Raw genomic sequence first — 26525 nt, 5'->3', positions numbered from 1 at the left:
TCGCCCGCACGTCGGACGGTGCCGAAAGAGCACGGCGCGGCAGGCCACGGCCACGCGCGACGGGCTCCCCAGACGTAGACGCCCCGGCGCCGAGCGCGCCATGCCGATAATCTCCGAAGGACATGCCATGCGTTATATAAGCGAGAAGTACCTATCCGAGTCACGCAACTTCGACGGCGAGGTCAGCCACATCTCCCTCCACTACGAGGAGGACTTCAACTGGGCCTACGACATCGTCGACGACATCGCCGAGCACGAGCCCGACCGCCCCGCCATGAAGTGGTGCAACCCCGAGGGCGAGGAGCACGTCTTCACCTTCGGCGAGATGAAGCTCTGGAGCGACAAGTGCGCGAACTTCCTAGCAGACCAGGGGATCCGCAAGGGCGACATGGTGCTCGTGGTGCTCAGGCGCCACTACCAGTTCTGGTTCGCGGGCCTGGCGCTGCACAAGATCGGCGCCGTGATGGTGCCCGCGACCTTCATGCTGCGCGAGCACGACATGCTCTACCGCCTGCAGGCGGCCTCGATCAAGGCGGTCATCTGCACCAACGCCGGCACGGTCGCCGACGTGGTGGACGCCGTGGCGCCCGAGTGCCCCGACCTGGACGTGAAGATCATCGTGAACGGCGGCGGCGCGGGCCTCTCGGACGAGGTTCACGAGGCGGGCCATCCCGTCGAGCGCGACGCCTGGCTCTCGGGCCCGGAGCACATCTGCGAGCTGACGTGCGAGCGCGAGGGCTGGGTCGACTTCAACGCCGGCGTGCGTGCGGCGCGAGAGTTCTGGATGCGCGTCCCCACGAAGATCCACGAGCCGATGATCATGTACTTCTCGTCCGGCACGTCCGGCCAGCCCAAGATGGTCCTGCACAACGGCACCTACGCGCTGGCGCACACCGCGACCGCGAAGCTCTGGCACAACACCACCGGCGACGGCGGCACGCACTTCACGATCGCCGACACCGGCTGGGGCAAGGCGGTCTGGGGCAAGTTCTACGGCCAGTGGACCATGGAGACGTGCGTGCTGACCTACGACTTCGACCGCTTCCACGCGGACGAGATCCTCGACCTCATCGCGCGCTGGAACGTCACCACGCTGTGCTGCCCGCCCACGATGTACCGCCTCATGATGCAGGCCGACGTTGACGCGCACGACCTCACGCCGCTCAAGTACTGCACCACCGCGGGCGAGGCACTCAACCCCGACCTGTACAAGTTCTGGAAGGACCACACCGGCATCACGATCTTCGAGGGCTTTGGCCAGACCGAGACCCCGCTCACCATCGCCAACCTCAACAACTCGACGCCGCACCCGGGCTCGATGGGCAAGGCCGTGCCGCTCTACCACATGGCGCTTCTGCACAAGGACGGCACCGAGTGCGACTACGGCGAGACTGGCGAGATCTGCATCGCCTACGACGAGAAGAACCCGCCCGACGGCATCATGATGGGCTACTACCGCAACCCCGAGAAGACCGCGGAGGCCATTCATGACGGCTGGTACCACACCGGCGACACCGCCTGGAAGGACGAGGACGAGTACCTGCACTACGTCGGGCGCAACGACGACGTGATCAAGTCGTCGGGGTACCGCATCGGCCCGACCGAGATCGAGAGCGTCCTGCTCGAGCACCCGGCCGTGCGCGAGTGCGCCGTGACGGGCGTGCCCGACCCCGTGCGCGGCAAGGCCGTCAAGGCGACCATCGTGCTGAACCGGGGTTTTGAGGGCTCGCCCGAGCTCACCAAGGAGCTGCAGGCCTACGTCAAGCGCGAGACCGCACCCTACAAGTACCCGCGCATCATCGACTACGTGGACGAGCTGCCCAAGACCGTCAACGGCAAGATCCGCCGCGTCGCGATTCGACGCGCCGACGAGGAGGCCGCGCGCCAGGAGCAGGTCGAGCAGGACAAGATCGACGGACTGGTGTAGTCGCCGCCCCGACCGGGGGCGCAATCTCTAACGGGCATCGGGGACGCGGGTCTGCGTGGCAGACTCGCGTCCCCGAGGTCGTTTTGAGCCGCGGTCCCAAAGCGCCGCGGCCGTCGCGCGAAGCCGCCCTCTTCTGTTGTCGTGCCGCCAACATAAACGGCAAAAGTTTCGAGAGTATTACCCGCTCCATCACGTACTATTGAAAGTACTGCTAATGCATGCCGCGAGGCATGTGCGCGCCAGCTGCGCAACGAGCGCGCACCCCGCTGGGGGCAAGGTGCGCGCTCTCGTGAGAAGGAGAGGACATGACCGACAGGAACGACAAGGCCACGGGCAGGCCCGAGGACCCGTACGGAGGAGCGTCAGTCGACGAGCGTGCCGCCGCAATGCGCGGAGACATGACCGACGAGGAGATTGCCGTTCGCAACAAGATCCCGACGACGGTCTCCAACGGCGACCCGATCAGGCAGATCGCCGAGGAGTACTTCTCGGAGAACGACGACGTCACGCACTACAAGCCTGAGAACCCCAACGACCCCGGCCCGGCCTCCAAGGCCGAGTCCAAGCCGGCAGTCCTGCGCGAGGCGGCGAAGATCACCGACCGCCTGATGCACAAGACCAACTACGACGATCCTGACTACTGGGGTCTCGCCAGCGTCATGACCGAGGAGGAGGCCCAGGTCACCAAGCACATGAAGGTGCGCGTGCCCGAGACCTTCGAGCAGGTCGTGGTCGGCTGCGGCCTGCCCGCGAAGCGCGTCAAGCAGCTGCTCGACGACATGTCCGTCAAGGGCATCATCGAGTACAACTGGGAGAACGAGGACGGCAAGAACCCCGCGCACGAGAAGCGCTACGTTCTGCCCATGTTCGTCCCCGGCTCCGCCGAGTTCACGGTCATGAACCAGCGCCAGATGGAGGAGCACCCCGAGATCGGCACCTTCTTCGAGCGCATGTCGTTCCTCCCGCTCACCAAGGCCACCAAGATGGTCCCGCCCGGAGGGGCCGGCATCGGCATGCACGTCATCCCCGTCGAGCACGCCATCAAGCAGGAGAACGTCACCGCATCGGTCGAGCACATCTCGCACTGGCTCAAGAAGTACGACCGCTACGCCGCCGGCGCCTGCTCGTGCACGGTCGCCGAGCGCGCCCGCGGCGACAACGCCGGCCGTGACCCCCAGAACTGGTGCATCGGCGTCGGCGACATGGCCGACTACCTCGTCGAGACCGGCAAGGGCCACTACATCAACTACGACGAGGTGATCGACATCCTGCTCGAGGCCGAGAAGTGCGGCTACGTGCACCAGATCACCAACATCGACGGCGAGAACAAGATCTTCGCGATCTGCAACTGCGACGTGAACATCTGCTTCGCCCTGCGCACGAGCCAGCTCTTCAACACCCCCAACCTGAGCGCGAGCGCCTATCGCGCCCACGTCGACGCCGAGAAGTGCGTGGCCTGCGCAGGCTGCGTAGAGGTCTGCCCCGCGGGCGCCGTCCAGCTCGGCCAGAAGCTCCACAAGGCTGACGGCACCAACGTCACCTATCCCAAGCAGCCGCTTCCCGACGAGCAAAGCTGGGGTGAGGACGACTGGGACCTCGACTACAAGAACAACAACCGCATCGAGTGCCACGACACCGGCACCGCCCCCTGCAAGACGGCCTGCCCCGCCCACATCTCCGTCCAGGGCTACCTGCGCATGGCCGCCGAGGGCCGCTATCGCGACGCGCTCGCCCTCATCAAGAAGGAGAACCCCTTCCCCGCGGTCTGCGGCCGCGTCTGCAACAAGCGCTGCGAGCAGGCCTGCACCCGCGGCACGGTCGACGAGGCCGTCGCCATCGACGACGTGAAGCGATTCATCGCGCAGAAGGACCTCGAGAGCGAGCACCGCTTCGTGCCCGAGCCGGTCATCCCCTCCACGCGCGGGCGCCTGCCCGAGAAGATCGCCATCGTGGGCGCCGGCCCTGCCGGGCTCTCGTGCGCGTTCTACCTCGCCAACATGGGCTACAACCCCGTCGTCTTCGAGAGGGACGCCATGCCCGGCGGCATGATGACCTACGGCATCCCCGCGTACAAGCTGCAGAAGGACGTCGTAGCCGCCGAGATCGACGTCCTGCGCGAGATGGGCGTCGAGATCCGCTGCGGCGTCGAGGTCGGCAAGGACGTCACCCTCGACGAGCTTCGCGAGCAGGGCTTCGCGGCCTTCTACCTCGCCATCGGCTGCCAGGGCGGCCGCAAGGCCGGCGTCGAGGGCGAGGACGGCGAGGGCGTCTCCACCGCCGTCGAGTTCCTGCGCCTCGCGCTCGCCAACCCCGAGCACGAGGTCTCCGGCCGCACGGTCGTCGTCGGCGGCGGCAACGTCGCGATCGACGCCGCCCGCGTCTCCGTGCGCTGCGGCTCCGACGAGGTGACCATGGTCTGCCTCGAGCAGCGCGACGAGATGCCGGCGCTGCCGCACGAGATCGTCGAGGCCGAGGAGGACGGCGTCACCGTCGAGAACGGCTGGGGCCCCGCCAAGATCGAGCTCGACGAGGCCGGCAAGGTCAAGGGCGTCACCTTCAAGCGCTGCACCAGCGTCTTCAACGACGAGGGCCGCTTCTCCCCCACCTACGACGAGTCTGACACCAAGACCATCGCCTGCGAGAACGTCGTCCTCTCCATCGGCCAGTCCATCGTCTGGGGCGACCTGCTCAAGGGCAGCAAGGTCAAGCTCGGCCGCGGCAACGGCGCCGTCGCCGACCCCGTGACCTACCAGACCGCCGAGCCCGACATCTTCGTCGGAGGCGACGTCTACACCGGCCCGCGCTTCGCCATCGACGCCATCGCCGCGGGCCACGAGGCGGCCATCTCCATGCACCGCTTCGTCCAGAAGGGCTCCTCGCTCACGCTCGGCCGCAACAAGCGCCACTACGTCGAGCTCGACAAGGACGACCTCAACCTCTCGGACAATCAGTACGACCGCTCCGGCCGCCAGGTCCCGGCCTGCGCCAAGGTCGCCAACGTCGTCCACAACTGGGAGGACCCCTCCAAGGAGCTCACCGAGGATCAGATCCGCACCGAGACCGCCCGCTGCCTCAAGTGCGGCGCCTCGATCGTCGACACCAACAAGTGCATCGGTTGCGGCCTCTGCACCACGCGCTGCGAGTTCGACGCGATCCACCTCACCCGCGATATGCCCGAGGCCTCGCGCATGTGGCCCAGCGAGGACAAGGTCAAGGCGGTCCTGCCCTACGCGGCCAAGCGCGGCGTCAAGATCCTGAAGAAGAAGATCTCCCGCAGCGAGTAGCCTCTCGCGCCGGCGCCGCACGAACGCCACCACCCACAGGGGCGGTCCCTCACATGATGGGCCGCCCTTTTTTTCATGCCGAGAAGAGCCTGCGCCTTCGCCCCTACGACGCCTCGCCACGAAGCCACTCAGCACACCTCGCCCAGGCCTGGCCTGCGACGGAGCCTGGGCCTGCCACACAAAAATAGGGCCCCGCCGAAGCGGGGCCCTTGGGTTCGGGCTCTGTGAGCGTGGGTTCTGAGGCTACTCAGCGTCCTCGCTGACCTCGCTCTTGTCGACCTGGCTCAGCAGGTCGTGCAGCGAGCCGAGGTCCTCGTTGATGACGGCGGAGTCACTCGAGCCCTCCTCGGCGGGAGCGCCGATGAGCTCGTCCTCGACCGAGAAGTTGTGGGTCGAGGGAGCGGCGGAGCCGAGCATGATGTCGCTGTCAGCGTCCGGCGAGAAGACCATGTTCAGCAGCTGCGACAGGTCCTCGCTGTCGGCCTCGTCCTCCTCGGGCTCGAGGATGTAGAGGAGGTTGCGGGCCTCGAGGCCGGCGCGGAGCTCCTCGATCGCCTTGGCACCGATGCCGTCGATGCGCAGGAGGTCGTCCTCGTTCTTGCCGATGAGGTCGCCCACGGTCTCGATGCCGACCTCGCTGAACTTGTTGGTCCAGCGCTGCGACACGCCGAGGTCGTCGAAGAGGTAGAGCTTCGCGTCCTCGGAAGAGAGCGTGTGGCCGTTCTTGGAGAAGACGTTGCCGTAGGCGTAGTCCTCGCCGATCCAGTCGAGCTGCTTGGGCAGCTGGTCCTCGATGCCCTTGAGGGAATCGGGAGCCCAGTCGGGCAGCGACTTGGCGTTGGGCGACGTCGGGCCGTCGATGGCCTCGCCGTGGTAGGTGAGCTGGACGTCGTCGTAGGCCTTGAGGCCGGTGCCGGCGGGGATCTTCTTGCCGACGATGACGTTCGACTTGAGGTCGAGCAGGTGGTCGACCTCGCCCTTGATCGCGGACTCGGTGAGGACGCCAGCCGTGCGGATGAACGACGCGGAGGAGAGCCAGGAGTCAATGGAGCTGGCGACCTTGAGGGTACCAAGAATGACGGGCTCGGCCTCGGGCGGCGTGCCGCCGGCAAGGGCGATGTTGCGGACCGTGTCGGCGAAGACGTAGCGGTCGACGTACTGGCCGAGCAGGTAGGTGGAGCTGCCCGGGTTGGTGACCTGGACGCGACGGAGCATCTGACGAGCGATGACCTCGATGTGCTTGTCGTTCAGGTCGACGCCCTGGGACGTGTAGACGTCCTTGACGGACTTGACGAACGTGTGCATCGTCGACTCGATGTCGGTCAGCGTGCGCAGCTTGCGGAAGTTGACGAAGCCGCGGGTGATCTGGTCGCCGGCACGGACCTCTGCCTGGTCCTCGATGCCCGGCATGAAGCGGACGGAGGCAGGCACGCGCCACTCGGCAAGGATCTTGGAGCGGTCGTCGGCATCGAGGATGCGCAGGAGGTACTCGGTCTGCTCCGGCGTGATCGAGAGGATGCCGCTGTAGAGGGCGAGGTCGGCCTCGCGACCGAGGATCTTCTCGTTGACGTTGCCGACGACGTCGAACATACGGGCGACCGTGGGGAGGCCCTGCGTGATGTCGTCAGCGCCAGCGACGCCGCCGGAGTGAATCGTACGCATCGTGAGCTGGGTGCCCGGCTCGCCGATCGACTGGGCGGCGATGATGCCGACCGAGGTGCCGATGTTGACGGGGCGACGGGTCGAGAGGTCCCAGCCGTAGCACTTCTGGCAGACGCCGTACTTGGACTTGCAGGTGAGAAGGGCGCGGAGCTGGATCTTCTTGAGGCCAGCCTCGACCATGGCCTGGAGCTGCTCCTTGGACTCGACGTAGGCACCCGCCTCGACGATGATCTCGCCGGTCTCGGGGTTCACGATCGCGTCAAGCGTGCAGCGGCCGATGAGGTCGGTGTCGACGTCGGTCTCGCCCGGCTTGATGATGTCGTAGGTGACGGACTCGTCGGTGCCGCAGTCCTCCTCGCGGACGATGACGTCCTGCGCGACGTCGACGAGACGACGCGTGAGGTAACCGGAGTCGGACGTGTGCGACGCCGTATCGACGAGGCCCTTACGGGCGCCGTAGGTGGAGATGAAGTACTCCAGCGGCTCGAGGCCCTCGCGGAAGTTCGCCTTAATGGGAAGGTCGATGGTGTCACCGGACATGTCGGCCATGAGGCCACGCATGCCTGCGATCTGACGCAGCTGCGTCTTGGAGCCTCGAGCGCCGGAGTCGGCCATCATGTAGATGGGGTTGTCCTCGGCGAAGCCGGCGAGCATCTCGGTGGAGAGCAGGTCGGTGCACTCCGTCCAGGCGTTGACGACCTCGATGTGGCGCTCCTGCTCGGAGAGGAAGCCGTCCTCGTAGTACTCGTTGATGGCGTCGACCCTCTGCTGGGCCTCCTCGAGCAGCATCGGCTTGTCCTCGGGGATCGTCGCGTCCCAGACGGAGATCGTGAGGCCCGCGCGCGTGGCGTAGTGGAAGCCGCTGTGCTTGATGGCGTCGAGGATCGGCTCGACCTCGGCCAGCTTGTAGCGGTCGCAGCAGTCGTTGACGAGCGTGCTGATGTCACCCTTGACGAGCTTGTAGTTCATGTAGGGGTAGTCGGCAGGCAGGCACTGGCGGTTGAAGATGACGCGACCGACGGTGGTCTCGAAGCGCACCGAGTGCTCGGTGACGTCGAAGTCCTGGACCTCGCCGCGACCGGTGTAGGTGCGGAAGATCTTGCGGCCGTCCTCCTCGACGTTGGCGTTCTCGGCAGAGACGCGCACCGAGATCCTGGCCTGGATGTCGAGGTTGTTGCGGCAGTCGTAGGCGTTGAGCGCGTCCTCGAAGCTCGCGAACACGCGACCCTCGCCGTCGACGCCCTCCTTCTCCATGGTGAGGTAGTACACGCCGAAGACCATGTCCTGGGACGGGACCGTGAGGACCTTGCCGGACGCAGGCGAGCGGAGGTTGTTGCTCGAGAGCATCAGGACGCGGGCCTCGGTCTGCGCCTGGGTGGACAGGGGCACGTGCACGGACATCTGGTCGCCGTCGAAGTCGGCGTTGAAGGGGGCGCAGACCAGCGGGTGAAGGTGGATGGCCTTACCCTCGACGAGCACGGGCTCGAAGGCCTGGATCGAGAGACGGTGCAGGGTCGGTGCACGGTTGAGGAGGACCAGGCGGCCCTTGATGACCTCGTCGAGCACGTCCCAGACCACGGCGGTGCCGCGATCGATCGCACGCTTGGCGCCCTTGATGTTCTCGACCTTGCCGAGCTCGACGAGACGGCGCATGACGAACGGCTTGAAGAGCTCGAGCGCCATGGTCGAGGGGAGGCCGCACTGGTGCAGCTTGAGGTGCGGGTCGACGACGATGACCGAACGGCCGGAGTAGTCGACACGCTTACCGAGCAGGTTCTGACGGAAGCGGCCCTGCTTGCCCTTGAGGGCCTCGGCGAGCGACTTCAGGGGGCGACCGCCACGGCCGGTGACCGGGCGACCACGACGGCCGTTGTCGAAGAGGGCGTCGACGGACTCCTGAAGCATGCGCTTCTCGTTGTTGACGATGATCGCCGGAGCGTCGAGGTCGAGCAGGCGCTTGAGGCGGTTGTTGCGGTTGATGACGCGACGGTAGAGGTCATTCAGGTCGGACGCGGCGAAGCGGCCACCGTCGAGCTGCACCATCGGGCGCAGGTCGGGCGGAATGACGGGAATGACGTCGAGGATCATGTTCGCAGGATCGTTGCCGCCCTTGAGGAAGGCGTCGACGATCTCAAGGCGCTTGACGGCGCGCTCCTTCTTCTGCTTCTGGGACTCGTCGGAGGCGACGATCGCACGAAGCGTCTCGGCCTCGGACTCGAGGTCGACGTTGTTGAGGAGGTCGCGCACGGCCTCGGCACCCATGCCACCCTTGAAGTAGATGGAGTAGTAGCGCTTCATCTCGGTGAAGAGGGACTCGTCGGAGATGAGCTCGCGGGTCTCGAGCTGCATGAACTTGTCATACGCCTCGCGACGGAGCGTCTTCTCCTCCTCGTACTCCTCCTCGAGGTCGGCGATGCCGGCGCGGATCTCGTCGGCAGAGAGCGGCTCGATGTCGCCGAACTCGTCGTCGCCGTCGGACTCGCCCTGGGCCTTGAGGCGCTCGATCTCGTCGTCGCGCTCGGCGTCGAGCTCCTCGAGGTCGGCCGCCAGCTCCTCCTTGAGCTCGTCGGCGTCGGCCTCGCGGGCCTCGGTGTCGACCTCGGTGATCACGTAGCTCGCGAAGTAGAGGACCTTCTCGAGGTCCTTGCTCTTCATGTCGAGCAGGCGCGCCAGCGGGAAGGTCGCCGGGCTCTTGAAGTACCAGATGTGCGAGACGGGAGCGGCGAGCTCGATGTGGCCCATGCGCTCACGACGGACCTTGGCGCTCGTCACCTCGACGCCGCAGCGCTCGCAGACGATGCCCTTGAAGCGGATGCCCTTGTACTTGCCGCAGGAGCACTCCCAGTCCTTGACCGGACCGAAGATCTTCTCGCAGAACAGGCCGTCCTTCTCGGGCTTGAGCGAGCGGTAGTTGATGGTCTCGGGCTTCTTGACCTCGCCGTGCGACCAGCTGCGGATCTCGTCAGCGGAGGCAAGCGAAATCTTGATAGCGTCGAAGTCAGTGGTATCGAAATCAGCCACGTTCGCTACTCCTTATCGTTGGTGGTGTCGCCGATGAGGACCTCTTCGCCCTCACCGAGGTCGTTCGAAGCGGCGCCGATGAGGTCATCGGCACTGTCGGCGCCCGCGAACACGTCGACGGAGTTCTCGTCGGCGGTCTCGTCGGAGGCCTTCTGCTCGTCCTCGACCTTCTTGTAGGCGATCGGCTCGATGTCGAGCGCCAGCGAGCGGATCTCCTTGACGAGAACCTTGAAGGACTCGGGGATGCCCGGGCTCGGGACGTTCTCGCCCTTGACGATCGACTCGTAGGTCTTGACGCGGCCGTTGGTGTCGTCGGACTTGACGGTCATGAGCTCGTGCAGGACGTTGGAGGCGCCGTACGCGTAGAGCGCCCAGACCTCCATCTCGCCGAAGCGCTGGCCGCCGAACTGCGCCTTGCCGCCCAGCGGCTGCTGGGTGACCAGGGAGTAGGGGCCGGTCGAACGAGCGTGGATCTTGTCGTCGACCATGTGGCCGAGCTTGAGGATGTAGGAGGTGCCCACGGTGATGGGGTTCTCGAACTTCTCGCCCGTGCGGCCGTCGTAGAGGGTGGTCTTGCCGCCCTCGCTGAGCTGGGGCACGAACTCCTCGCGCATGTGCTCGCCGTAGAGGCGCATGGCCTTGTTCATGAGGTTGATGTTGGAGCGGCGCAGCGCCTCCGAGACCTCCTCGTCGGTGGCACCGTCGAGAACGGGCGTGGAGACGAACATCGGGCCGTCGATGACCTTGCCGGAGTCGGCGGAGTCGACGTCCCAGCCGTGGCTCGCGGCCCAGCCGAGGTGGCACTCCATGAGCTGGCCGACGTTCATACGGGAGGGGACGCCCAGCGGGTCGAGGAGGACGTCGACGGGGGTGCCGTCGGCCATGTAGGGCATGTCCTCGACAGGCAGGACGTTGCAGACGACGCCCTTGTTGCCATGGCGACCGGAGATCTTATCGCCCTGCTGGATCTTGCGGCGCTGGGCGACGAAGACGCGGACGAGCTCGTTGACGCCAGGCGGGAGCTCCTTGTCGGCCTCGCGGCTGAAGCGGACGACGTCGACGACGCGACCGTAGGCGCCGTGCGGCATCTTCAGCGAGGTGTCGCGGACGTCGTGGGCCTTGGCGCCGAAGATGGCGCGGAGCAGCCTCTCCTCGGCGGTGAGGGCAGTCTCGCCCTTGGGCGTGACCTTGCCGACCAGGATGTCGCCAGGGCCGACCTCGGCGCCGATGCGGATGATGCCGTCCTCGTCGAGGTTGGCGAGCATCTCCTCACTCTGGTTCGGGATCTCGCGGGTGATCTCCTCGGCACCAAGCTTGGTGTCGCGGGCGTCGATCTCGTGACGCGAGATGTTGATCGAGGTGAGCAGGTCGTTCTGGACGACGCGCTCGGAGACGATGATGCCGTCCTCGTAGTTGTAGCCCTCCCACGGCATGTAGGCCACGGTGAGGTTGGTGCCGAGAGCGAGCTCGCCCTGGTCGACGGAGGTGCCGTCGGTCAGAGCCTGGCCGGCCTCGATCTTCTGGCCCACGTGCACGACGGGGCGGTGGTTGATGCAGGTGCTCTGGTTGGAGCGCTCGTACTTCGGGAAGTCATAGCGCTCGAGCTCGCCGTCGCAGTCGAGCACGACGTGGGCCGCGTCGACCTCGACGACGGTGCCGGCGTGGTCGGCCATGATCAGCTCGCCGGAGTCGTGGGCAGCAGCCTGCTCGAGGCCGGTGCCGACGTAGGGAGCGTGCGGCTTGATCAGGGGCACGGCCTGACGCTGCATGTTAGCGCCCATGAGGGTACGCTTTGCGTCGTCGTGCTCGAGGAACGGAATGAGGTTGGCCGCGACGGAGAGCAGCTGCCTCGGCGAGACGTCCATGTAGTCGATGGACTCGACGGGGACGTCGGCGGGGGCGCCGAAGGAGCCGTCGAAGTTACGCGTGCGCGCGACGACGGTCTCGGGGTTGTAGACGTTGCCGTGGACGTCGGTCGCGACGAACTTCTTCGTCTTGGGGTCGAAGGGAGTGTTCGCCGGGGCGATGACGTGGTTCTCCTCCTCGTCAGCGGTCATCCAGTCGATGTCGTCGGTGACCTTGCCCTTGACGACGCGACGGTACGGGGCCTCGATGAAGCCGTACTCGTTCACGTGAGCGTAGAGCGCGAGAGAGCCGATGAGGCCGATGTTGGGACCCTCGGGGGTCTCGATCGGGCACATGCGGGCGTAGTGCGAGTTGTGGACGTCGCGAACCGCGGTCGGGACGTTGGTGCGACGGCTGGAGCCGGACTTGTGGCCGGCAAGGCCGCCGGGGCCGAGGGCCGACAGGCGACGCTTGTGCGTGAGGCCGGCGAGCGGGTTCGACTGGTCCATGAACTGCGAGAGCTGCGAGGAACCGTAGAACTCCTTGATGGCCGCCACGATCGGGCGGATGTTGATGAGCGACTGGGGCGTGATGTCGTCGGCGTCCTGCGAGGCCATGCGCTCGCGGATGACGCGCTCCATGCGGCTCATGCCGATGCGGAACTGGTTCTGGACGAGCTCGCCGACGGTGCGGACGCGACGGTTGCCGAAGTGGTCGATGTCGTCGAGCTTCTTGGAGGAGTCACCCTCGTGCAGCGCGATGAGGTACTTGAGCGCGCAGATGATGTCCTCGTCGGTGAGGACCTTCTCCTGGGCGTCGACGTCGATCTCGAGCTTCTTGTTGATCTTGTAGCGACCGACGCGAGCGAGGTCGTAGCGCTGGTTGTTGAAGTAGAGGCCCTCGAGCAGCGTGCGGGCGGACTCCACGGTGGGAGGCTCGCCGGGGCGCTGGCGGCGGTAGATCTCGATGAGGGCGTCCTCGCGGGTGGTGGCGACGTCACGCTCGATGGTGGAGCGGATGACCTCGGAGTCACCGAGGAGGTTCATGATCTCGTCGTCGGACTCGGCGATGCCGAGGGCGCGCAGCAGCAGCGTGGCGCTCTGGCGACGCTTGCGGTCGATGGAGACCACGAGATGGCCGTGCTTGTCGATCTCGAACTCGAGCCAGGCGCCGCGAGCCGGGATGAACTGGACGCGGTGGACGTCGACGCCGTTGTCGACCTCCTTGGAGAAGTAGACGCCAGGCGAGCGGACGAGCTGCGAGACGACGACGCGCTCGGTGCCGTTGATGATGAAGGTGCCGCGGTCGGTCATGAGCGGGAAGTCACCCATGAAGACGAGCTGCTCCTTGATCTCGCCGGTCTCCTTGTTGAAGAAGCGGACCTCGACGAAGAGGGGCGCCTGGTACGAGATATCCTTCGCACGGCACTCCGCAATCGTGTTGGGGGCATCACCAAACTGGTGGTCGCCGAAGGTGACCTCCATGGTTCCCGCGGAGTTCTCGATCGGGGAGAACTCGGCAAAGGACTCAGCGAGGCCCTCGGTCACGAAACGATCGAACGACTCCTTCTGTACCGAGATGAGGTTGGGCAGTTCCATCGCACCGGGAATCTTGCTGAAGCTCACGCGATTGCGCAGCTCCTGCGGTGCGGCTTGGGAAGACTTTGCGGTAGGCACCAGGCACTTCCTCCTTCGACTAGTGAAAAAAGCGGCAGTTGTCGCAATGTACTAACTTAACGAAGTTGCACATGGGGGTCAACATTAACGTCTTGACATCGGACCCGTTTTTTATTAGCAGAGGTCGGCGAGCCTTGTAGCTGCGCGTTTGCAAATCGAGTTGTGGAGTGCTTGTGTTCGAGAAGAGCCCCGTCCTTCGCCGGCGGAACACGCGCGTCCCGCAAGCGGCGCGAAGGGCAAAGGCACGCTCCTCTCGGCATACGAAAAAAGGGGCCGGACCAGACGGTCCGACCCCTTGGGTCGCGATGTTTCGCGAGAGCTCTACCGAGAAGCGATTTACTTCAGGGTAACGGTGGCGCCGGCCTCCTCGAGCTGGGTCTTGGCAGCCTCGGCGTCCTCCTTCTTGGCACCCTCGAGAAGAACGGTGGGAGCGCCCTCGACGGCCTCCTTGGCCTCCTTGAGGCCGAGGTTGGTGAGGCTACGGACGACCTTGATGACGGCGATCTTGTTGTCGCCGAAAGCGGTCAGCTCGACGTCGAAGTTGGACTTCTCCTCGGCGGCAGCCTCGCCACCAGCAGCGGGGGCAGCAGCAACGGCGACGGGAGCGGCAGCGGAGACGCCGAAGACGTCCTCCAGCTCGTGAACGAGCTCGGAAAGCTCGAGGGCGGGCATCTCCTTGAGGGCCTCGATGATCTCATCCTTGGTGACAGCCATGTCATTTCTCCTTTGTTAGCGGGCGCGTCCGGCGCCCAGATACTTTCTTGTTCTGACGTGCTTGGTGTTACGCGGCGTTCTTCTGGTCGGCAACGGCCGAAAGAGCGGTCGCGAGACCCCTGGCGGGGCCGGCGCAAACCTGGGCGATACCGGAGAGCGGGCTCCCGATAACGTAGACCAGCTTGGCCATGAGCTCCTCGCGGCTGGGAAGGTCGGCGTAGGCCTTGGCCTCCTCGGCGGAGAGAGCCTTGCCATCGGCGATGGCACCGATCCACTCGAGCTTGTTGAGAGCCTCGGACTCCTTCTTGATGACCTTGGCAGCCTCGACGGGATCGTTCTCGTAGAAGACGTAGGCGACGGTGCCGGTAAGGGCATCGACCTCAGGCATCTCGGCCTTCTCGAGGGCGAGCTTCACGATGTTGTTCTTGTAGACCTTCATCTGAGCGCCAGCCTCGCGCAGGCTGCGACGGAGCTCCTGAGTCTCCTTGACGGAGAGGCCACGGTAGTCGATGAAGAAGACACCCTTGGAGTTCTCCAGGGACTCGCTGACCTTCTCGAGCATCTCGACGTTCTTGGAATTGGGCATGCAGTACACCTCCTCTTGCTATGGTCGGGCACGAGCCGCCGACGCGGCGGGCCTTCGCATAAAAAGACCCCGCTTGGCGCAGCCAAAGCAGGGTCCAAGAAGTCTCTCTAAGACCACCTCGGCAGGCGGATTGCTCCTTTAAGCCTTGGGAAACCCCAGGCACCGGCTGTCTTTGGCAGCGGACGTGCGTTGTACACGTGCACACGAATCGCTTCGTGCAGGTGATAGTATGCCGCTCGCACCAGGCGAGGTCAAGCAGACGAACGAAGCGCCTGCTCGATTCACATTCTCACCTCATTCCGCCGGCGCTGGCCGAGAAGAGCGCGCCCCATGCCCCGCGCGCGGCCTCGACCTCGCGCATGCCGCGAGCGGCGACCCTACAATGGGGACGACAGTCGAGTGAAGGGCAGGCCATGGGCGAGATCAAGAACGTCGTGTTCGACATGGGCGGCGTGCTCATGAAGTACGACCCGGAGGCGTTCGCGCGGCCGCACGTCGAGAGCGACGAGGACGCGCGGCTCGTGGCGGAGCAGGTCTTCGGCGGGCGCGAGTGGCCGCTCCAGGACGCGGGCGTCGTCGACGCGGAGACCATCGGCTGGACCGCCGCGGGCCGGCTGCCCGAGCGCCTGCGCGAGGCGGCCATGCAGACGGCGCTCCGGTGGTTCGAGCAGCGCGAGTACTTTGCCGACGCCGACGAGGCGATCCGCGAGCTGAAGAGGCGCGGCTATGGCATCTACCTGCTGTCGAACGCCGGCGTGCAATTCGACCAGTACAAGGAGAGCCTGCCGGCGTGGGAGTGCTTCGACGGCGTCGTGGTCTCGGCGTTCGTCCACCTCATGAAGCCCGACCCCAGGATCTTCTCGCTGCTTGCCGACACCTACGGCCTCGCCTGCGACGAGTGCCTGTTCGTGGACGACGTGGCCGTCAACGTGGAGGGCGCGCGGCGCGCCGGCATGCACGGCCTCGTGTACACGGGAGAGATGGCCGACGTGTTCGAGGCGCTGGGCGAGGGCGTTCCGGCCTAGCCTGCACGACCGACGAAGACGGCCAGGCCCAGGTAGACAATGATGGTGAGCATCACGTTGAGGGGTAGGAAGGCCGATATGAACGCCTTCTGTCGCTCGTCGTCGCAGTAGGGCCCGATGAGCGTCGTCATCATGAACGACGGCGGCCCCAGGAAGTACAGGACGGTCGCGACGAGGAACGGCTGCTGCGCCATGCGGTCGGCGAACAGCAGGAAGAAGCCGCCGATGATGGCGGCGGCCGCGGTCAGGCGCAGCGCGAGCATGCGCAGCAGCGCGCCGATCATGGAAATCTCGAGCTTGAGCTCATAGCCGAGCACGAACAGCACGATGCCCTCGATCGGGCGGGTGATCATGTTCGCGACGGCGTCGTTGAGGCCCGCCAGGCCGCTGTCGGCCATGCCCTTGCCGACGCCGAGGGCGTTCAGGACGAGGCCGACGATCATCGCGATGATGATGGGGTTCCTGATGATTGCCTTCACCACGGTCTTGGGTGCGACCGCGCCCGCCACGTTCTTCTCGACGTAGGCGATGATGCTGAGCACGCAGAACATGCCGCCGATGTCGAACATGACGATGTTGAGCATGTTCTGGCTCGCCACGAGCGTGATGTAGAGGGGAAGCGCGACGCCGCCGCCCTCGGTGGTCGCCACGAGGAAGCCGGCGATGCGCCGGTAGGTCGAGCCCACCCAGCCGCCGAGCTTGCCGCAGAGGAACATGAGCGCGACGTAGGCAACGTAGATGTAGGCGATTATGAGGATGTAGTCGGCGCGCAGCTCGGCATGGAACGTGGCGTTGTAGATGAGGAACGGGAAGAGCACCTTGAACGCGATGTTCTTGGCGCCGTCGGCCTGCTCGCGCGTGATGTAGCCGGTCGCGCGCGCGCCGAAGCCCAGCGCGATCATGAAGATGACCGGGACTATGATCTCGAGGATGCGCACGCGTCACTCCCATTCCGGGGAGAAGTCCTCCCCCACCTGCAGGTACGACGAGCGGAGGTTCCAGTTGCAGTGCGACGACTGGTAGCAGCGGGCGCACTGGGCGGGCATGGCGCCCTCGCGGTTGACGGTCTCGCGCAGGCGCTGGAACGCAGGCGCGTTCCAGAGGTCGAAGAAGTCCGCGTCGGCGTCGAAGCGGAAGAGCTTCTGCGAGGTCGACATGCAGGGGCGCACGTAGCCGTCGGAGCCCAGGAAGAAGTCGCGCCAGGGCACGTAGCAGGGGCGGTGCAGCGCCGCGCCCGCAGGGTCCTCGCCCGGCACGTAGGGCAGCTTGAGGGCGACGCCCAGCCGCTCGGCCTCGCGCTCGGCCTCGGCGAAGGTCGCCTCGATCTTCTCGGCGTCTCCCCAGAGGACGCTGGGGACCTGGGCCTCGTCGAAGGCAGTGAGGTAGACGACCTTGACCTCGCGCACGCCCGTCTTATGGGCGAGGCGCACGACGGCCGGCAGCTCCGCGAGGTTCTCGCGCATGGCGCAGAGGACGAAGTTGACCCAGGGCGGCTCCTGGCCGCGCTCGCGGGCGGCCGAGAAGAGCGACCTGAGCGAGTCGCAGATCCTCGTGAGGTCCGACCCGCGGCGGATCGCGGCGTTGCTCTCCTGCGTGGCACCGTCGACGGAGACGGCGAACACCTCGACGTTCGTGTCGAGGATGACGTCGGCGAGCGCGTCGAGGCGCATGCCGTTGGTGCAGAAGTAGGCGCGGGCGCCGTGGTCGGCGATGGTGCGCAGCATGTCGGCGAAGCCGGGGTTGACCGTGGGCTCGCCCCAGCCCATGAGCGTGACCTCCTCCACGTGGTCCATCAGCGGCTCGAGGGCGCGAAACGTGACCATGTCGAGCGTGGTGGGCCTGAATGTCGCGGAGTTTCGCCCGCACATGACGCAGTTGAGGTTGCAGCGGTTGGTGAGCTCGAGCACGAGGCGGCGCGGATAGCTCTCGAGCACGGTCGCGCCGGCCTCCATCTCCCTCATGTTGAGCTCGCTGTTCGTGCGGTGCGCGCCCGTAAGGGGACGTCCCGAGAAGAGCGTTGCGGTCTTGGCGCGAAGGATCTCCATGGTCATGCCCCCTTCGGGGTGGAAGCGCCTGTCGCGCGAGGCGCGCCCGGCGCGGCGGGACGTATGGGCACGGGCGGCACCTGGCACTCCAGAGGCGCGCCGGCGGGCAGGTTGGGCCTGGCCTCTATCGTAGCGTCGACGGGAAGCTCGACGACGAGCGGCGCCCGCAGACGGTCGAGCGCGGGGCGAGCCGAGGTCGAAAGGTCCGCCGCTCGCACGTACGGCAAGCCGTAGGCCGCGGCGAGCCTGGCGAAGTCGGGCGTGCCGTAGCCGGAGTCGGCGGTCGTGAGCAGGAAGCCGGGCCTGTCGACCTCGCGGTCGCGGATCATGCCCGAGGTGGCGTTGTTGAGGATGACGACCGTGATGGGCAGGTCGAGGTCGCGCACGAGCTGGAGCTCTTGCGAGTTCATCTGCAGGCCCTGGTCGCCCACCGTGCAGACCACGTGCGGCGCGCCCGCGAGCGCCGCGCCGATCGCGCGGCCGAGGGCGGAGCCGAGCGCGCCGAACGAGTGCGAGTGGAGCTGGCGGTTCGCGAGACCCAGCTCGACGGTCGCGATCGAGAGCCAGTGCGAGTTGTTGCCGATGTCGACCGCGAGCCGCGTCTCGGGGTCGAGCCCCTCGAGCAGCGCCATGAGGTCGGACACCGGCGCGGTGGCGTCGGCACCCACAAGCGACGCGCGGGTGGCCTCGCACTCCGCAAGCCACGCGCGACGCTCGGGCGACGGGCCGGGCGATGCGGCCGGCGCGACCGCCGAGAAGAACGCGCGCAGGTCGCAGGCGCGCGCCTCGGCGCCGAAGGAGCGCGCGAGCTCCGCCTCGTCCGCATCGAGGCGCATGACCCTCATGCGGTCGATGACGGGCCTGAAGGAGGCGGAGGCGTCGGGAAAGCCCAGGCGGTTGCCGAGCACGAGCAGGTGGCTCGCGCGTGCCAACGCCGCGTTCGCCGCACGCGAGCCGCGGCTGCCGACGTATCCCAGGTAGCAAGGCATCCCGGCGGCAACGTCGACGGCAGGCCGGCTCGAGGCGACGGGCGCCCCCAGCGAGGCGAGGTAGCGCCGCGCGGATCCGTCCGCCGTGCGCGCGCCCTGCCCCACCAGGACCAGCGGCCGCTCCGCCTCGGCCAGAAACGAGCGGACGCGCGCATCGAGCGCCCCGGCCCCGTCGCAACGCGGGGCGGGCGGCCTGACATCAGGCACGTCGCCTTTGACCTCCTCCGACCACAGGCCCGCGCGCACGTCGAGCAGGGCGGGGCCACCGCGCGGCGCGTCGAGCGCGGCGAACGCGCGGCCCAGCGCCGAGAGTGCCTCGGCCATGGTGTCGACCCGCTCGCTCACGACGGCGACGGGCGAGGCCATGGCGACGACGTCAACCTCCTGGTTGGTCGCCAGGCGCCGCCCTCCCCTGTCGCGCGGGCCGGCGTGCGCGGTTAGGAACAGCACGCGCGCGCCCTCGCAGTAGGCGTCGGCCATGCCGGTAAGCAGGTTGGTCGCCCCCGGCCCCTTGGTCGCAAAGGCGCAGCCCCAGCCCTTCTCCTGGGCGTAGCCGCACGCCGAGAAGGCCGCCGACTGCTCGTTGTAGGCCATGCGCGGACGCACGCCCTTCTCGGCCGCCTGATAGAGGAAGTCGAGAAGGACGGCGCCGGGGATGCCGAAGGCGTCCGTGACCGAGCGAGCGGCGAGCGCCTCGGCGACGAGCTGGGCGAAGGTCATGGGAGCTCCCTTCCGTCGGGGGCGCGGCCGGCGGCGGCGAGCAGCTCGCGCAGGTTCTCGCGGGTGAAGCGGTGGCGCGCGTCGGGGCCGACGTCGTCGAGGTGGCAGAGGACGCGGTGGGCGTCCGCGTAGCTGAGGCCGAGCTCGAAGACGAGGGCGACGCCGTAGGCGTAGCCGCAGCGGTGGATCGCGGTGAGCGCGCTCGTCACGCCGTAGGTGCCGCAGTCGAGGCGCGGGTGACCCACGACGCGCTCCATGAGGGCGCAGCCGTCGAGGATGGCGCCCATGTCGAGGTCGAGGCCATGGTCGCGCACGAGGTCGGGCGCGATCAGCTCGGTCTTGAGGTTGCCCGCGCCGCGGCCGCAGCCGAGGACGCAGCCGTCGAGGTAGAGCGTGCGGTCCGTCGTGCGCGAGAACTCGAGCGCACGCAGGGCGTTGGCGTAGGCCATCTGCGAGTGGTTATGTGCGTGGAAGCCCATGGCGACGGACGGGTCGAGCAGCGCGTCGAAGGTCGAGAGCGCGCGGTCAACGTCCGCGGGGCGCATGTAGCCGTTGGAGTCCGCGCAGTAGAGGGCCGTGAGGCCGAGGTCGTTCGCCCTCGCGCAGACATGGGCGAGCTCGTCGTCGGTATAGCGCATGAGGAGCGCGACCTGCAGGAAGACTGAGTAGCCCTTCTCCCTCAGCATGCGGCAGAACGCGAAGGAGGCCTCCTGCTCCGAGTAGCGCAGCACCACGCGGACCGTCCCGCACAGGCCCGGGCGCCAGTCGCTCACGAGCTCGGGCGGGGTGTGGATGTCGTTGTACATGGCGACCCAGCGCCGCCAGTCGCGCTCGCCCTCGGGGATGAGGGCCGAGATGTCCTCCATGCTGGCGAACATGCAGAACTCGGGATGTGCTCTTCTCGGCTGCTCGACCTGGCCGAGCTCGATCGCGTCCACGCCGGAGGCGGCCATGGTCTTGCAGAAGGCGCATGCGACGTCCGCGGGGATGCGCTCGAAGGGCAGGCCGGCGTCGTAGGAGTCATGCAGCCCCAGCCCGCCGTCGCGCAGGGCGACCTCCATGAGGCGCACGCGGCCCATGGGCTAGCTCCACCTGATCCAGGGGGCGCGTCCCTCGCGCACGAGCTCGTCGAGGTAGGTTCGCTCCTGGAGGGTGTCCATGCACTGCCAGAAGCCGTCGTGCTCATAGGCCGCGAGCTGACCCGCGGCAGCCATCCGCTCCATCGGGCCGCGCTCGAAGGGGCCGTCGTCGTCGCCGATGTAGTCGAACACCTCGGGCTCAAGCACCATGTAGCCGGCGTTGATGGGGTCGTCGTCGACGTGTTCCTTCTCGCGGAACTCCCTCACCAGCCCGTCAGGCGTGAGGTCGATGAGACCCTTGGACTGGGGGCGGCGCACGCAGGTGATGGTAGCGGCACGCCCCGCCTCGCGGTGGCGGGCGAGAAGAGCGTCCAGGTCGATGTCGCAGACGCCGTCGGCGTAGGTCATCATGAACGTCTCGTCGCCGAGGTAATCGCGGACCGCCGCCAGTCGGGCGCCGGTGAGGGCGTGGCGACCCGTGTCGGCGATGGTCACGCGCCACGGCTCGCAGCGGCTCTCGTGCACCTCGAGCGCGGGGGCCTCCCCCGTGAGGTCGAACGTGACGTCGGAGCGCACGAGGAAGTAGTCGTTGAACCAGCGCTTGATCTGGCTCTGGCGGTACCCCGCGCAGATCACGAAGTCGTTGTGCCCGAACGCCGAGTACGTCTTCATGATGTGCCAGATGACGGGCATGTCGCCGATGGTGACCAGTGGCTTGGGACGCTCGCGCGTCTCCTCCATGAGGCGCAGGCCGGCACCTCCTGCCATGAGCACGACCTTCATCGCGCACCTCCCTCGCTCGCGCGGGCACGCCTGCCCCAGCGCAGCCACGCATGCGCGTGGGACAGCTGCTGGAACTCGCCGGCGTGCACCAGGGCATCGAGCTCGTCCGGACTCACGAGCTCGACGTGCAGAAACTCAGTGGGGTCAAGCTGCTGGTCGCCGACACGCTCGCAGCCGAGCGCGAGGACGCAGTGGTTGACGTCGCGACTGACCGTGGCATGCAGCAACACGCCGCCCAGATAGCGGAGTTCGCGAGCCACGTAGCCGGTCTCCTCCCGCAGCTCGCGTGCGGCAGCGGCCACGACCTCGGCATGGGACTCACCCGCCAAGGCGTCCGCCACGTCCTTCTCGTCGATGCCGCCGGCTGGCAGCTCGAGGATGACCCGCGCGACGCCAGGGCGGAACTGGCGGACGCATACGATCTGCCCGTCCTTCGTGACGGGGATGATGCTCACGGAGTCATGGGTCGAGTACAGGTAGTACGGTCCCGCCTCGGAGCCGTCAGGCAGCGAGAAGCTCGAAGAGTCGATCGTGATGAACCTGTCGTGGAACAGGGTCGTGCGAGACGTCTCGTCCCACGCCAGGCCTCGCTCGCAGTCAGTCGCGCGTTGCGCCATAGGCACCTCCCCATAGATGAATCAAAGTTTAGTTATGAGTCCGCACCGGACGGGGAAGCAATCGGCCAACAGAAGGCGCGGACGCAAAAAGGGCCGACCCGTTTGGGTCGGCCCTTGCAGGACGAACTATGTTCCGAACCTTACGCGAGGAAGTCGCGGGTGACGGAGGTGTCGACCTTGACGCCGGGGCCCATCGTCGAGGAGAAGGCGACGGACTTGACGTAGCGCCCCTTGGCCGAGGACGGCTTGACGCGCAGGATCTCGGTGTAGAGCGCGGCGTAGTTCTCGACGAGCTGCTCGACGGTGAAGGAGACGCGGCCCATGGGGACGTGGCAGATGCCGTAGCGGTCGGCGCGGTACTCGACGCGGCCAGCCTTGAGCTCCTTGACCATCTTCTCGACGTCCATGGTGACGGTGCCGAGCTTGGGGTTCGGCATCAGGCCACGGGGGCCGAGGACGCGGCCGAGGCGACCGACCTTGCCCATGAGGTTGGGGGTCGCGATGACGGCGTCGAAGTTGATGTTGCCGGCCTGGACCTCGGCGACGAGGTCATCGGAGCCGACGATGTCGGCACCAGCGGCCTCGGCGGCGCGAGCCTGCTCGCCCTCGGCGAAGACGGCCACGCGGACCTCCTTGCCGGTGCCGTTCGGCAGCGAGATGGAGCCGCGGACGTTCTGGTCGGCCTTGCGGGTGTCAACGCCCAGGCGGATGGAGACCTCGACGGTCTCGTCGAACTTGGCGCTCGCGAGCTCCTTGACGAGGGTCATGGCCTCCTTAGGGCTGTAGGCCTTCGTCTTGTCGAGCTTGGCCTCGGCGTTGTTGTAGTTCTTTCCGTGCTTCGCCATGTTGTTACCTCCTGTGGTAAGCGGGCGGCGTGGCCCTCCCACGTATCCGGTGGCTCATGCCACCTCTTGCAGACAGCGCGACGCCCGAGGGCGCCGCGCGAAAAACCAAAGTTACTCGGCGATGGTGACGCCCATGGAGCGGGCGGTGCCGGCGACGATCTTCTTGGCGGCCTCGATGTCGTTGGCGTTGAGGTCCGGCATCTTGATCTCGGCGATCTTGGTCAGCTGCTCGTCGGTGAGCTGGCCCACCTTGTCGCGCTGGGGAACGCCAGAACCGCTCTTGAGCTTGAGCTCCTTCTTGATGAGCTGAGCCGCGGGAGGGGTCTTGGTGACGAAGTCGAAGCTGCGGTCCTCGTAGACGGTGATCTCGACGGGGATGATGTCACCGGCCTTGTCCTGCGTGGCCGCGTTGAAGGCCTGGCAGAACTGCATGATGTTGACCTGGGCGGCACCGAGGGCGGGGCCGACGGGAGGCGCAGGGTTGGCCTGGCCGGCGGGAATCTGAAGCTTGATGAAGTTGACGACGTTCTTCTCTGCCATGGTATGTCTCCTGACAAACGCTGTTCTCTGTTGCTATCTGCTGTCCGACCCCGAGAAGCAATCCTCACCGATACGGGGACGGCCGTGGTTTTCTACGAGATGCTGGAAACCTGGTCGAGGGTAAGCTCGACAGGGGTCTCGCGGCCGAAGATCGTGAGCATGACCTTGACCTTGCCGGCCTCGGCGTTGACCTCCGACACGGTGCCGTCGAAGTCGGCGAGCGGGCCGGAGAGGACCTTGATCGACATGCCCGGCTCGAGGTTGGTCGTGGTGGTGTGCTTGGTCACCTCGACGCCCCTCGGGTTGGTGCGACGCATGATCTTGTTGAACTCGGAGCGACGCAGCGGCGTGGGCTTGCCGTCGATGCCGACGAATCCGGTCACGCCCGGGGTGTTGCGGACGCACGCCCAGGACTCGTCGTTGACCTCCATGCGAACGAGGACATAGCCCGGGAAGACCTTGCTCTCCTTGGTCTCGCGCTTGCCGCCGTCCTTGATCTCCGTGACCTCCTCGGTCGGGATCTGGATGTCGACGATCATGTCCTCCATGCCATACGTCTCGATACGGTGCTCAAGGTCGGTCTTGACCTTGTTCTCGTATCCAGAGTAGGTGTGAACAACGTACCAACGCTTCGCCATGGCTTATCCCCTCAGTCCAGTGAAGCCGACGAGAAGGGCAATGAAGCCAGTGTCGACGAGCCAGAAGAACACGCCGAAGACGATCAGCATGGCAATGGCCGCGACAGAGTAGTTCCTCAGCTCACGCTTGCTCGGCCACACCACGCGGTGCAGCTCGCTTTTGACATCGCGGAAGTACTTGCCGATCTTGGCGAAGATGCCGCCCTTCTTGGCGCTCTTCTCGCCCTTGGCCTTCTCGGCCTTCTTGGGGGCCGCGGCGGCGACCTCCTTGGCCTTGGGCTCGGAGGAGCCGGCCTCGGCAGTGCTCGCCTGCTTGGCCTCGAGCTCGGCGCGCTCGGCCGCGCGGGCCTTGCGCGCACTCCTCTTCTGTCGCTCCTTCTTTGCCATGTGCAAACCTCCTGGCAATGTCCTCATTCATAGAAACCGGCTAACCCCGAGGGGAAAGCCGGTGGTGTAATCTGGCACGCCAGGTAGGACTTGAACCCACAACAGCCGGTTTTGGAGACCGGTGCTCTACCAATTGAACTACTGGCGTGTGATGACTCCTAGGTTAGCGAGTCTCCCTGTGAAGGGTGTGCTTCTTGCACCACGGGCAATACTTCTTGAACTCCATGCGGTCGGGCGTGTTGCTCTTGTTCTTATCCGTGGTGTAGTTGCGACGCTTGCACTCGGTGCAGGCGAGAGTAACCTGTGTACGCATTGATCCTCCTGTTGACAGTCGCCGCCGAGAGTCTCTTCGATGGCGACGCGAAGAGATACGCTATCATTCGTCCACCGCAGATGTCAACCGCGGCGCAGGTTGTGCCGGCGCCTTTACAAAACCACCAAAATGCGATCCATTCCTGGCGCGCGCAGGCGACCAAAAAGGCGCCTTTGGCACGCGTCGCGGGCGGCCGAGAAGAGCCTGGGGCCGTGCTCGCGAGGCGCCACGGGGCCGAGGGCGTCCCGCGCTTACGGGACACGGGCGCCTGGGGCGCCCTTTGGTTGCGGCTGAGGGCGATCGCGCGTCTCCCGTGAGGGCGCGGGGCGTGGCGGCACGCTCCTCTCGCCCGGCGTGGCACGAGGGGTGCGGCTTGGATGCGGCGCAACAAAAAAACGGCGCCCCCTTGCGGAGGCGCCGAAGCAAGCATCTAAGGCCTTGTGGGCTCTAGTTACTCGACGATCGTGGAGACGCGGCCGTCGCCGACGGTGTGGCCACCCTCGCGGATAGCGAACTTGAGGCCCTGCTCCATGGCGATCGGGTGGATGAGCTCGCAGGTGACGGTGATGTGGTCACCAGGCATAGCCATCTCGACCTTGCCGCCGTTGGCGTCGGTGAGCTCCTGGATGTCGCCAGTCACGTCAGTGGTGCGGAAGTAGAACTGGGGACGGTAGCCAGAGAAGAACGGCGTGTGACGGCCACCCTCCTCCTTGGTGAGGACGTAGATCTCGCCGGTGAACTTCTTGTGCGGCGTGACGGAGCCCGGCTTGCAGAGAACCTGGCCGCGCTGGATGTCCTCGCGCTTGACGCCACGGAGGAGGATACCGACGTTGTCGCCAGCCTCGCAGAAGTCCATGGTCTTGCGGAACATCTCGATGCCGGTGGCGACGGTGGACTGGGTGTCCTTGATGCCGACGATCTCAACGGTGTCGTTGAGGTTCAGCTGGCCACGCTCGACACGGCCGGTGGCGACGGTGCCGCGGCCGGAGATGGTCATGACATCCTCGATAGCCATCAGGAACGGCTTCTCGTTGTCACGGGCGGGCGTGGGGATGTAGGAGTCAACGGTGTGCATGAGCTCGACGACGGAGTCGACCCACTTCTGCTCGCCGTTGAGGGCGCCGAGAGCGGAGCCACGGATGATGGGGAGGTCATCACCGGGGAAGTCGTACTCGGAGAGGAGGTCACGGGTCTCCATCTCGACGAGGTCGATGAGCTCGTCGTCGTCAACCATGTCGCACTTGTTGAGGAAGACGATGATGTAGGGGACGCCGACCTGACGGGCGAGGAGGATGTGCTCGCGGGTCTGGGCCATCGGGCCGTCGGTGGCGGCGATGACGAGGATGGCGCCGTCCATCTGAGCAGCGCCCGAGATCATGTTCTTGACGTAGTCGGCGTGGCCGGGGCAGTCAACGTGAGCGTAGTGACGCTCCCAGGTCTCGTACTCGACGTGGGCGACAGAAATGGTGATGCCACGCTGACGCTCCTCGGGAGCCTTATCGATGTTCTCGAAAGCGGTGTAGTCAGCCTTGCAGCCATCGGTCTCGGAGAGAACCTTGGTGATGGCAGCGGTAAGGGTGGTCTTGCCGTGGTCGACGTGACCAATCGTACCGATGTTTACGTGCGGCTTGCTACGATCGAACTTCTCCTTGGCCATGCCGTCCTCCTTTTGAAAACAACCTCTCGGCCATTACCTTAACTATGCCAAACGGGGCCGAAGCCCCGTAAGTGCGCTGGTACCGGTGACTGGATTCGAACCAGTGACATCGCGGGTATGAGCCGCGTGCTCTAACCAGCTGAGCTACACCGGCGTATGTGTGCCAGCTTGA

General features: G+C 66.2%; 19 protein-coding genes and 2 tRNA genes. 3 read left to right on the top strand and 18 right to left on the bottom strand.

Annotated elements, in window-relative coordinates; genetic code table 11:
- Window positions 1–127 precede the first annotated feature (127 nt).
- A complete protein-coding gene (locus tag M5D76_RS02575; protein WP_248921820.1) occupies window positions 128–1927 on the top strand; it encodes an AMP-binding protein in 1800 nt (599 codons plus the stop codon).
- A gap of 305 nt (window positions 1928–2232) precedes the next feature.
- A complete protein-coding gene (locus M5D76_RS02570; RefSeq protein ID WP_248921819.1) occupies window positions 2233–5211 on the top strand; it encodes an FAD-dependent oxidoreductase in 2979 nt (992 codons plus the stop codon).
- A 243-nt stretch (window positions 5212–5454) separates the two neighbouring features.
- Here the strand turns inward: M5D76_RS02570 and M5D76_RS02565 are convergent, their stop codons facing one another.
- The 4 genes from M5D76_RS02565 to rplJ all read right to left on the bottom strand — a co-directional run bounded on the left by M5D76_RS02565 (window position 5455) and on the right by rplJ (window position 14715).
- Window positions 5455–9894, bottom strand: coding sequence for a DNA-directed RNA polymerase subunit beta' (locus tag M5D76_RS02565; protein WP_248921818.1), 4440 nt, complete (start codon window positions 9892–9894; stop codon window positions 5455–5457).
- A 5-nt stretch (window positions 9895–9899) separates the two neighbouring features.
- Window positions 9900–13415 (bottom strand): DNA-directed RNA polymerase subunit beta, encoded by a 3516-nt coding sequence (rpoB, locus tag M5D76_RS02560; protein WP_248921817.1) that lies wholly within the window; start codon window positions 13413–13415, stop codon window positions 9900–9902.
- A gap of 336 nt (window positions 13416–13751) precedes the next feature.
- Window positions 13752–14129, bottom strand: a complete 378-nt coding sequence (gene rplL / locus M5D76_RS02555; protein ID WP_248921816.1) for a 50S ribosomal protein L7/L12 — start codon at window positions 14127–14129, stop codon at window positions 13752–13754.
- A gap of 67 nt (window positions 14130–14196) precedes the next feature.
- Window positions 14197–14715 (bottom strand): 50S ribosomal protein L10, encoded by a 519-nt coding sequence (gene rplJ / locus M5D76_RS02550; protein WP_248921815.1) that lies wholly within the window; start codon window positions 14713–14715, stop codon window positions 14197–14199.
- 413 nt (window positions 14716–15128) lie between these two features.
- On the opposite strand from rplJ, the gene M5D76_RS02545 reads away from it, so the two are divergent.
- Window positions 15129–15740, top strand: a complete 612-nt coding sequence (locus M5D76_RS02545) for an HAD family hydrolase (RefSeq protein ID WP_248921814.1) — start codon at window positions 15129–15131, stop codon at window positions 15738–15740.
- Here the strand turns inward: M5D76_RS02545 and M5D76_RS02540 are convergent.
- From M5D76_RS02540 to M5D76_RS02475, 14 genes are all read right to left on the bottom strand, one after another.
- Window positions 15737–16678 carry an AEC family transporter gene (locus M5D76_RS02540; RefSeq protein ID WP_248921813.1) on the bottom strand — a complete coding sequence of 314 codons (942 nt, stop codon included), beginning with the start codon at window positions 16676–16678 and terminating at the stop codon, window positions 15737–15739. The two genes, M5D76_RS02545 and M5D76_RS02540, sit on opposite strands and share 4 nt — an antisense overlap.
- Before the next feature lie 3 nt (window positions 16679–16681).
- The gene (locus M5D76_RS02535; protein WP_248921812.1) at window positions 16682–17785 is read right to left on the bottom strand and encodes a radical SAM protein; all 1104 of its coding nucleotides are present in this window, start codon (window positions 17783–17785) and stop codon (window positions 16682–16684) included.
- A 2-nt stretch (window positions 17786–17787) separates the two neighbouring features.
- Window positions 17788–19494 (bottom strand): thiamine pyrophosphate-binding protein, encoded by a 1707-nt coding sequence (locus tag M5D76_RS02530; RefSeq protein WP_248921811.1) that lies wholly within the window; start codon window positions 19492–19494, stop codon window positions 17788–17790.
- Complete coding sequence (locus M5D76_RS02525) at window positions 19491–20573, bottom strand: beta/alpha barrel domain-containing protein (protein WP_248921810.1); 1083 nt, start codon at window positions 20571–20573, stop codon at window positions 19491–19493. The genes M5D76_RS02530 and M5D76_RS02525 overlap by 4 nt, the downstream gene beginning before the upstream one ends.
- A gap of 3 nt (window positions 20574–20576) precedes the next feature.
- On the bottom strand, window positions 20577–21356 hold the full coding sequence (rfbF, locus tag M5D76_RS02520) for a glucose-1-phosphate cytidylyltransferase (protein WP_248921809.1): 780 nt from the start codon (window positions 21354–21356) through the stop codon (window positions 20577–20579).
- Window positions 21353–21973, bottom strand: a complete 621-nt coding sequence (locus tag M5D76_RS02515; RefSeq protein WP_248921808.1) for an NUDIX hydrolase — start codon at window positions 21971–21973, stop codon at window positions 21353–21355. The genes rfbF and M5D76_RS02515 overlap by 4 nt, the downstream gene beginning before the upstream one ends.
- A gap of 140 nt (window positions 21974–22113) precedes the next feature.
- The gene (rplA, locus tag M5D76_RS02510; RefSeq protein WP_248921807.1) at window positions 22114–22818 is read right to left on the bottom strand and encodes a 50S ribosomal protein L1; all 705 of its coding nucleotides are present in this window, start codon (window positions 22816–22818) and stop codon (window positions 22114–22116) included.
- A 111-nt stretch (window positions 22819–22929) separates the two neighbouring features.
- Complete coding sequence (rplK, locus tag M5D76_RS02505) at window positions 22930–23358, bottom strand: 50S ribosomal protein L11 (protein ID WP_248921806.1); 429 nt, start codon at window positions 23356–23358, stop codon at window positions 22930–22932.
- Window positions 23359–23450: 92 nt separating this feature from the next.
- Window positions 23451–23996 carry a transcription termination/antitermination protein NusG gene (gene nusG / locus M5D76_RS02500; protein ID WP_248921805.1) on the bottom strand — a complete coding sequence of 182 codons (546 nt, stop codon included), beginning with the start codon at window positions 23994–23996 and terminating at the stop codon, window positions 23451–23453.
- A gap of 3 nt (window positions 23997–23999) precedes the next feature.
- A complete protein-coding gene (gene secE, locus M5D76_RS02495; protein WP_248921804.1) occupies window positions 24000–24383 on the bottom strand; it encodes a preprotein translocase subunit SecE in 384 nt (127 codons plus the stop codon).
- Between the two features lie 72 nt (window positions 24384–24455).
- Window positions 24456–24531, bottom strand: a tRNA-Trp gene (locus tag M5D76_RS02490).
- A gap of 15 nt (window positions 24532–24546) precedes the next feature.
- Window positions 24547–24696, bottom strand: coding sequence for a 50S ribosomal protein L33 (rpmG, locus tag M5D76_RS02485; RefSeq protein ID WP_248921803.1), 150 nt, complete (start codon window positions 24694–24696; stop codon window positions 24547–24549).
- 451 nt (window positions 24697–25147) lie between these two features.
- Window positions 25148–26353 (bottom strand): elongation factor Tu, encoded by a 1206-nt coding sequence (gene tuf / locus M5D76_RS02480; protein ID WP_248921802.1) that lies wholly within the window; start codon window positions 26351–26353, stop codon window positions 25148–25150.
- 77 nt (window positions 26354–26430) lie between these two features.
- Window positions 26431–26507 (bottom strand) — tRNA-Met (locus M5D76_RS02475).
- Window positions 26508–26525: the final 18 nt, after the last annotated feature.

This window comes from Olsenella intestinalis, from assembly GCF_023276655.1.
Lineage (GTDB): Bacteria > Actinomycetota > Coriobacteriia > Coriobacteriales > Atopobiaceae > Olsenella_J > Olsenella_J intestinalis.
Note: the sequence above shows the minus strand (reverse complement) of the source record. Positions and strands in the feature narration are given on the sequence as shown.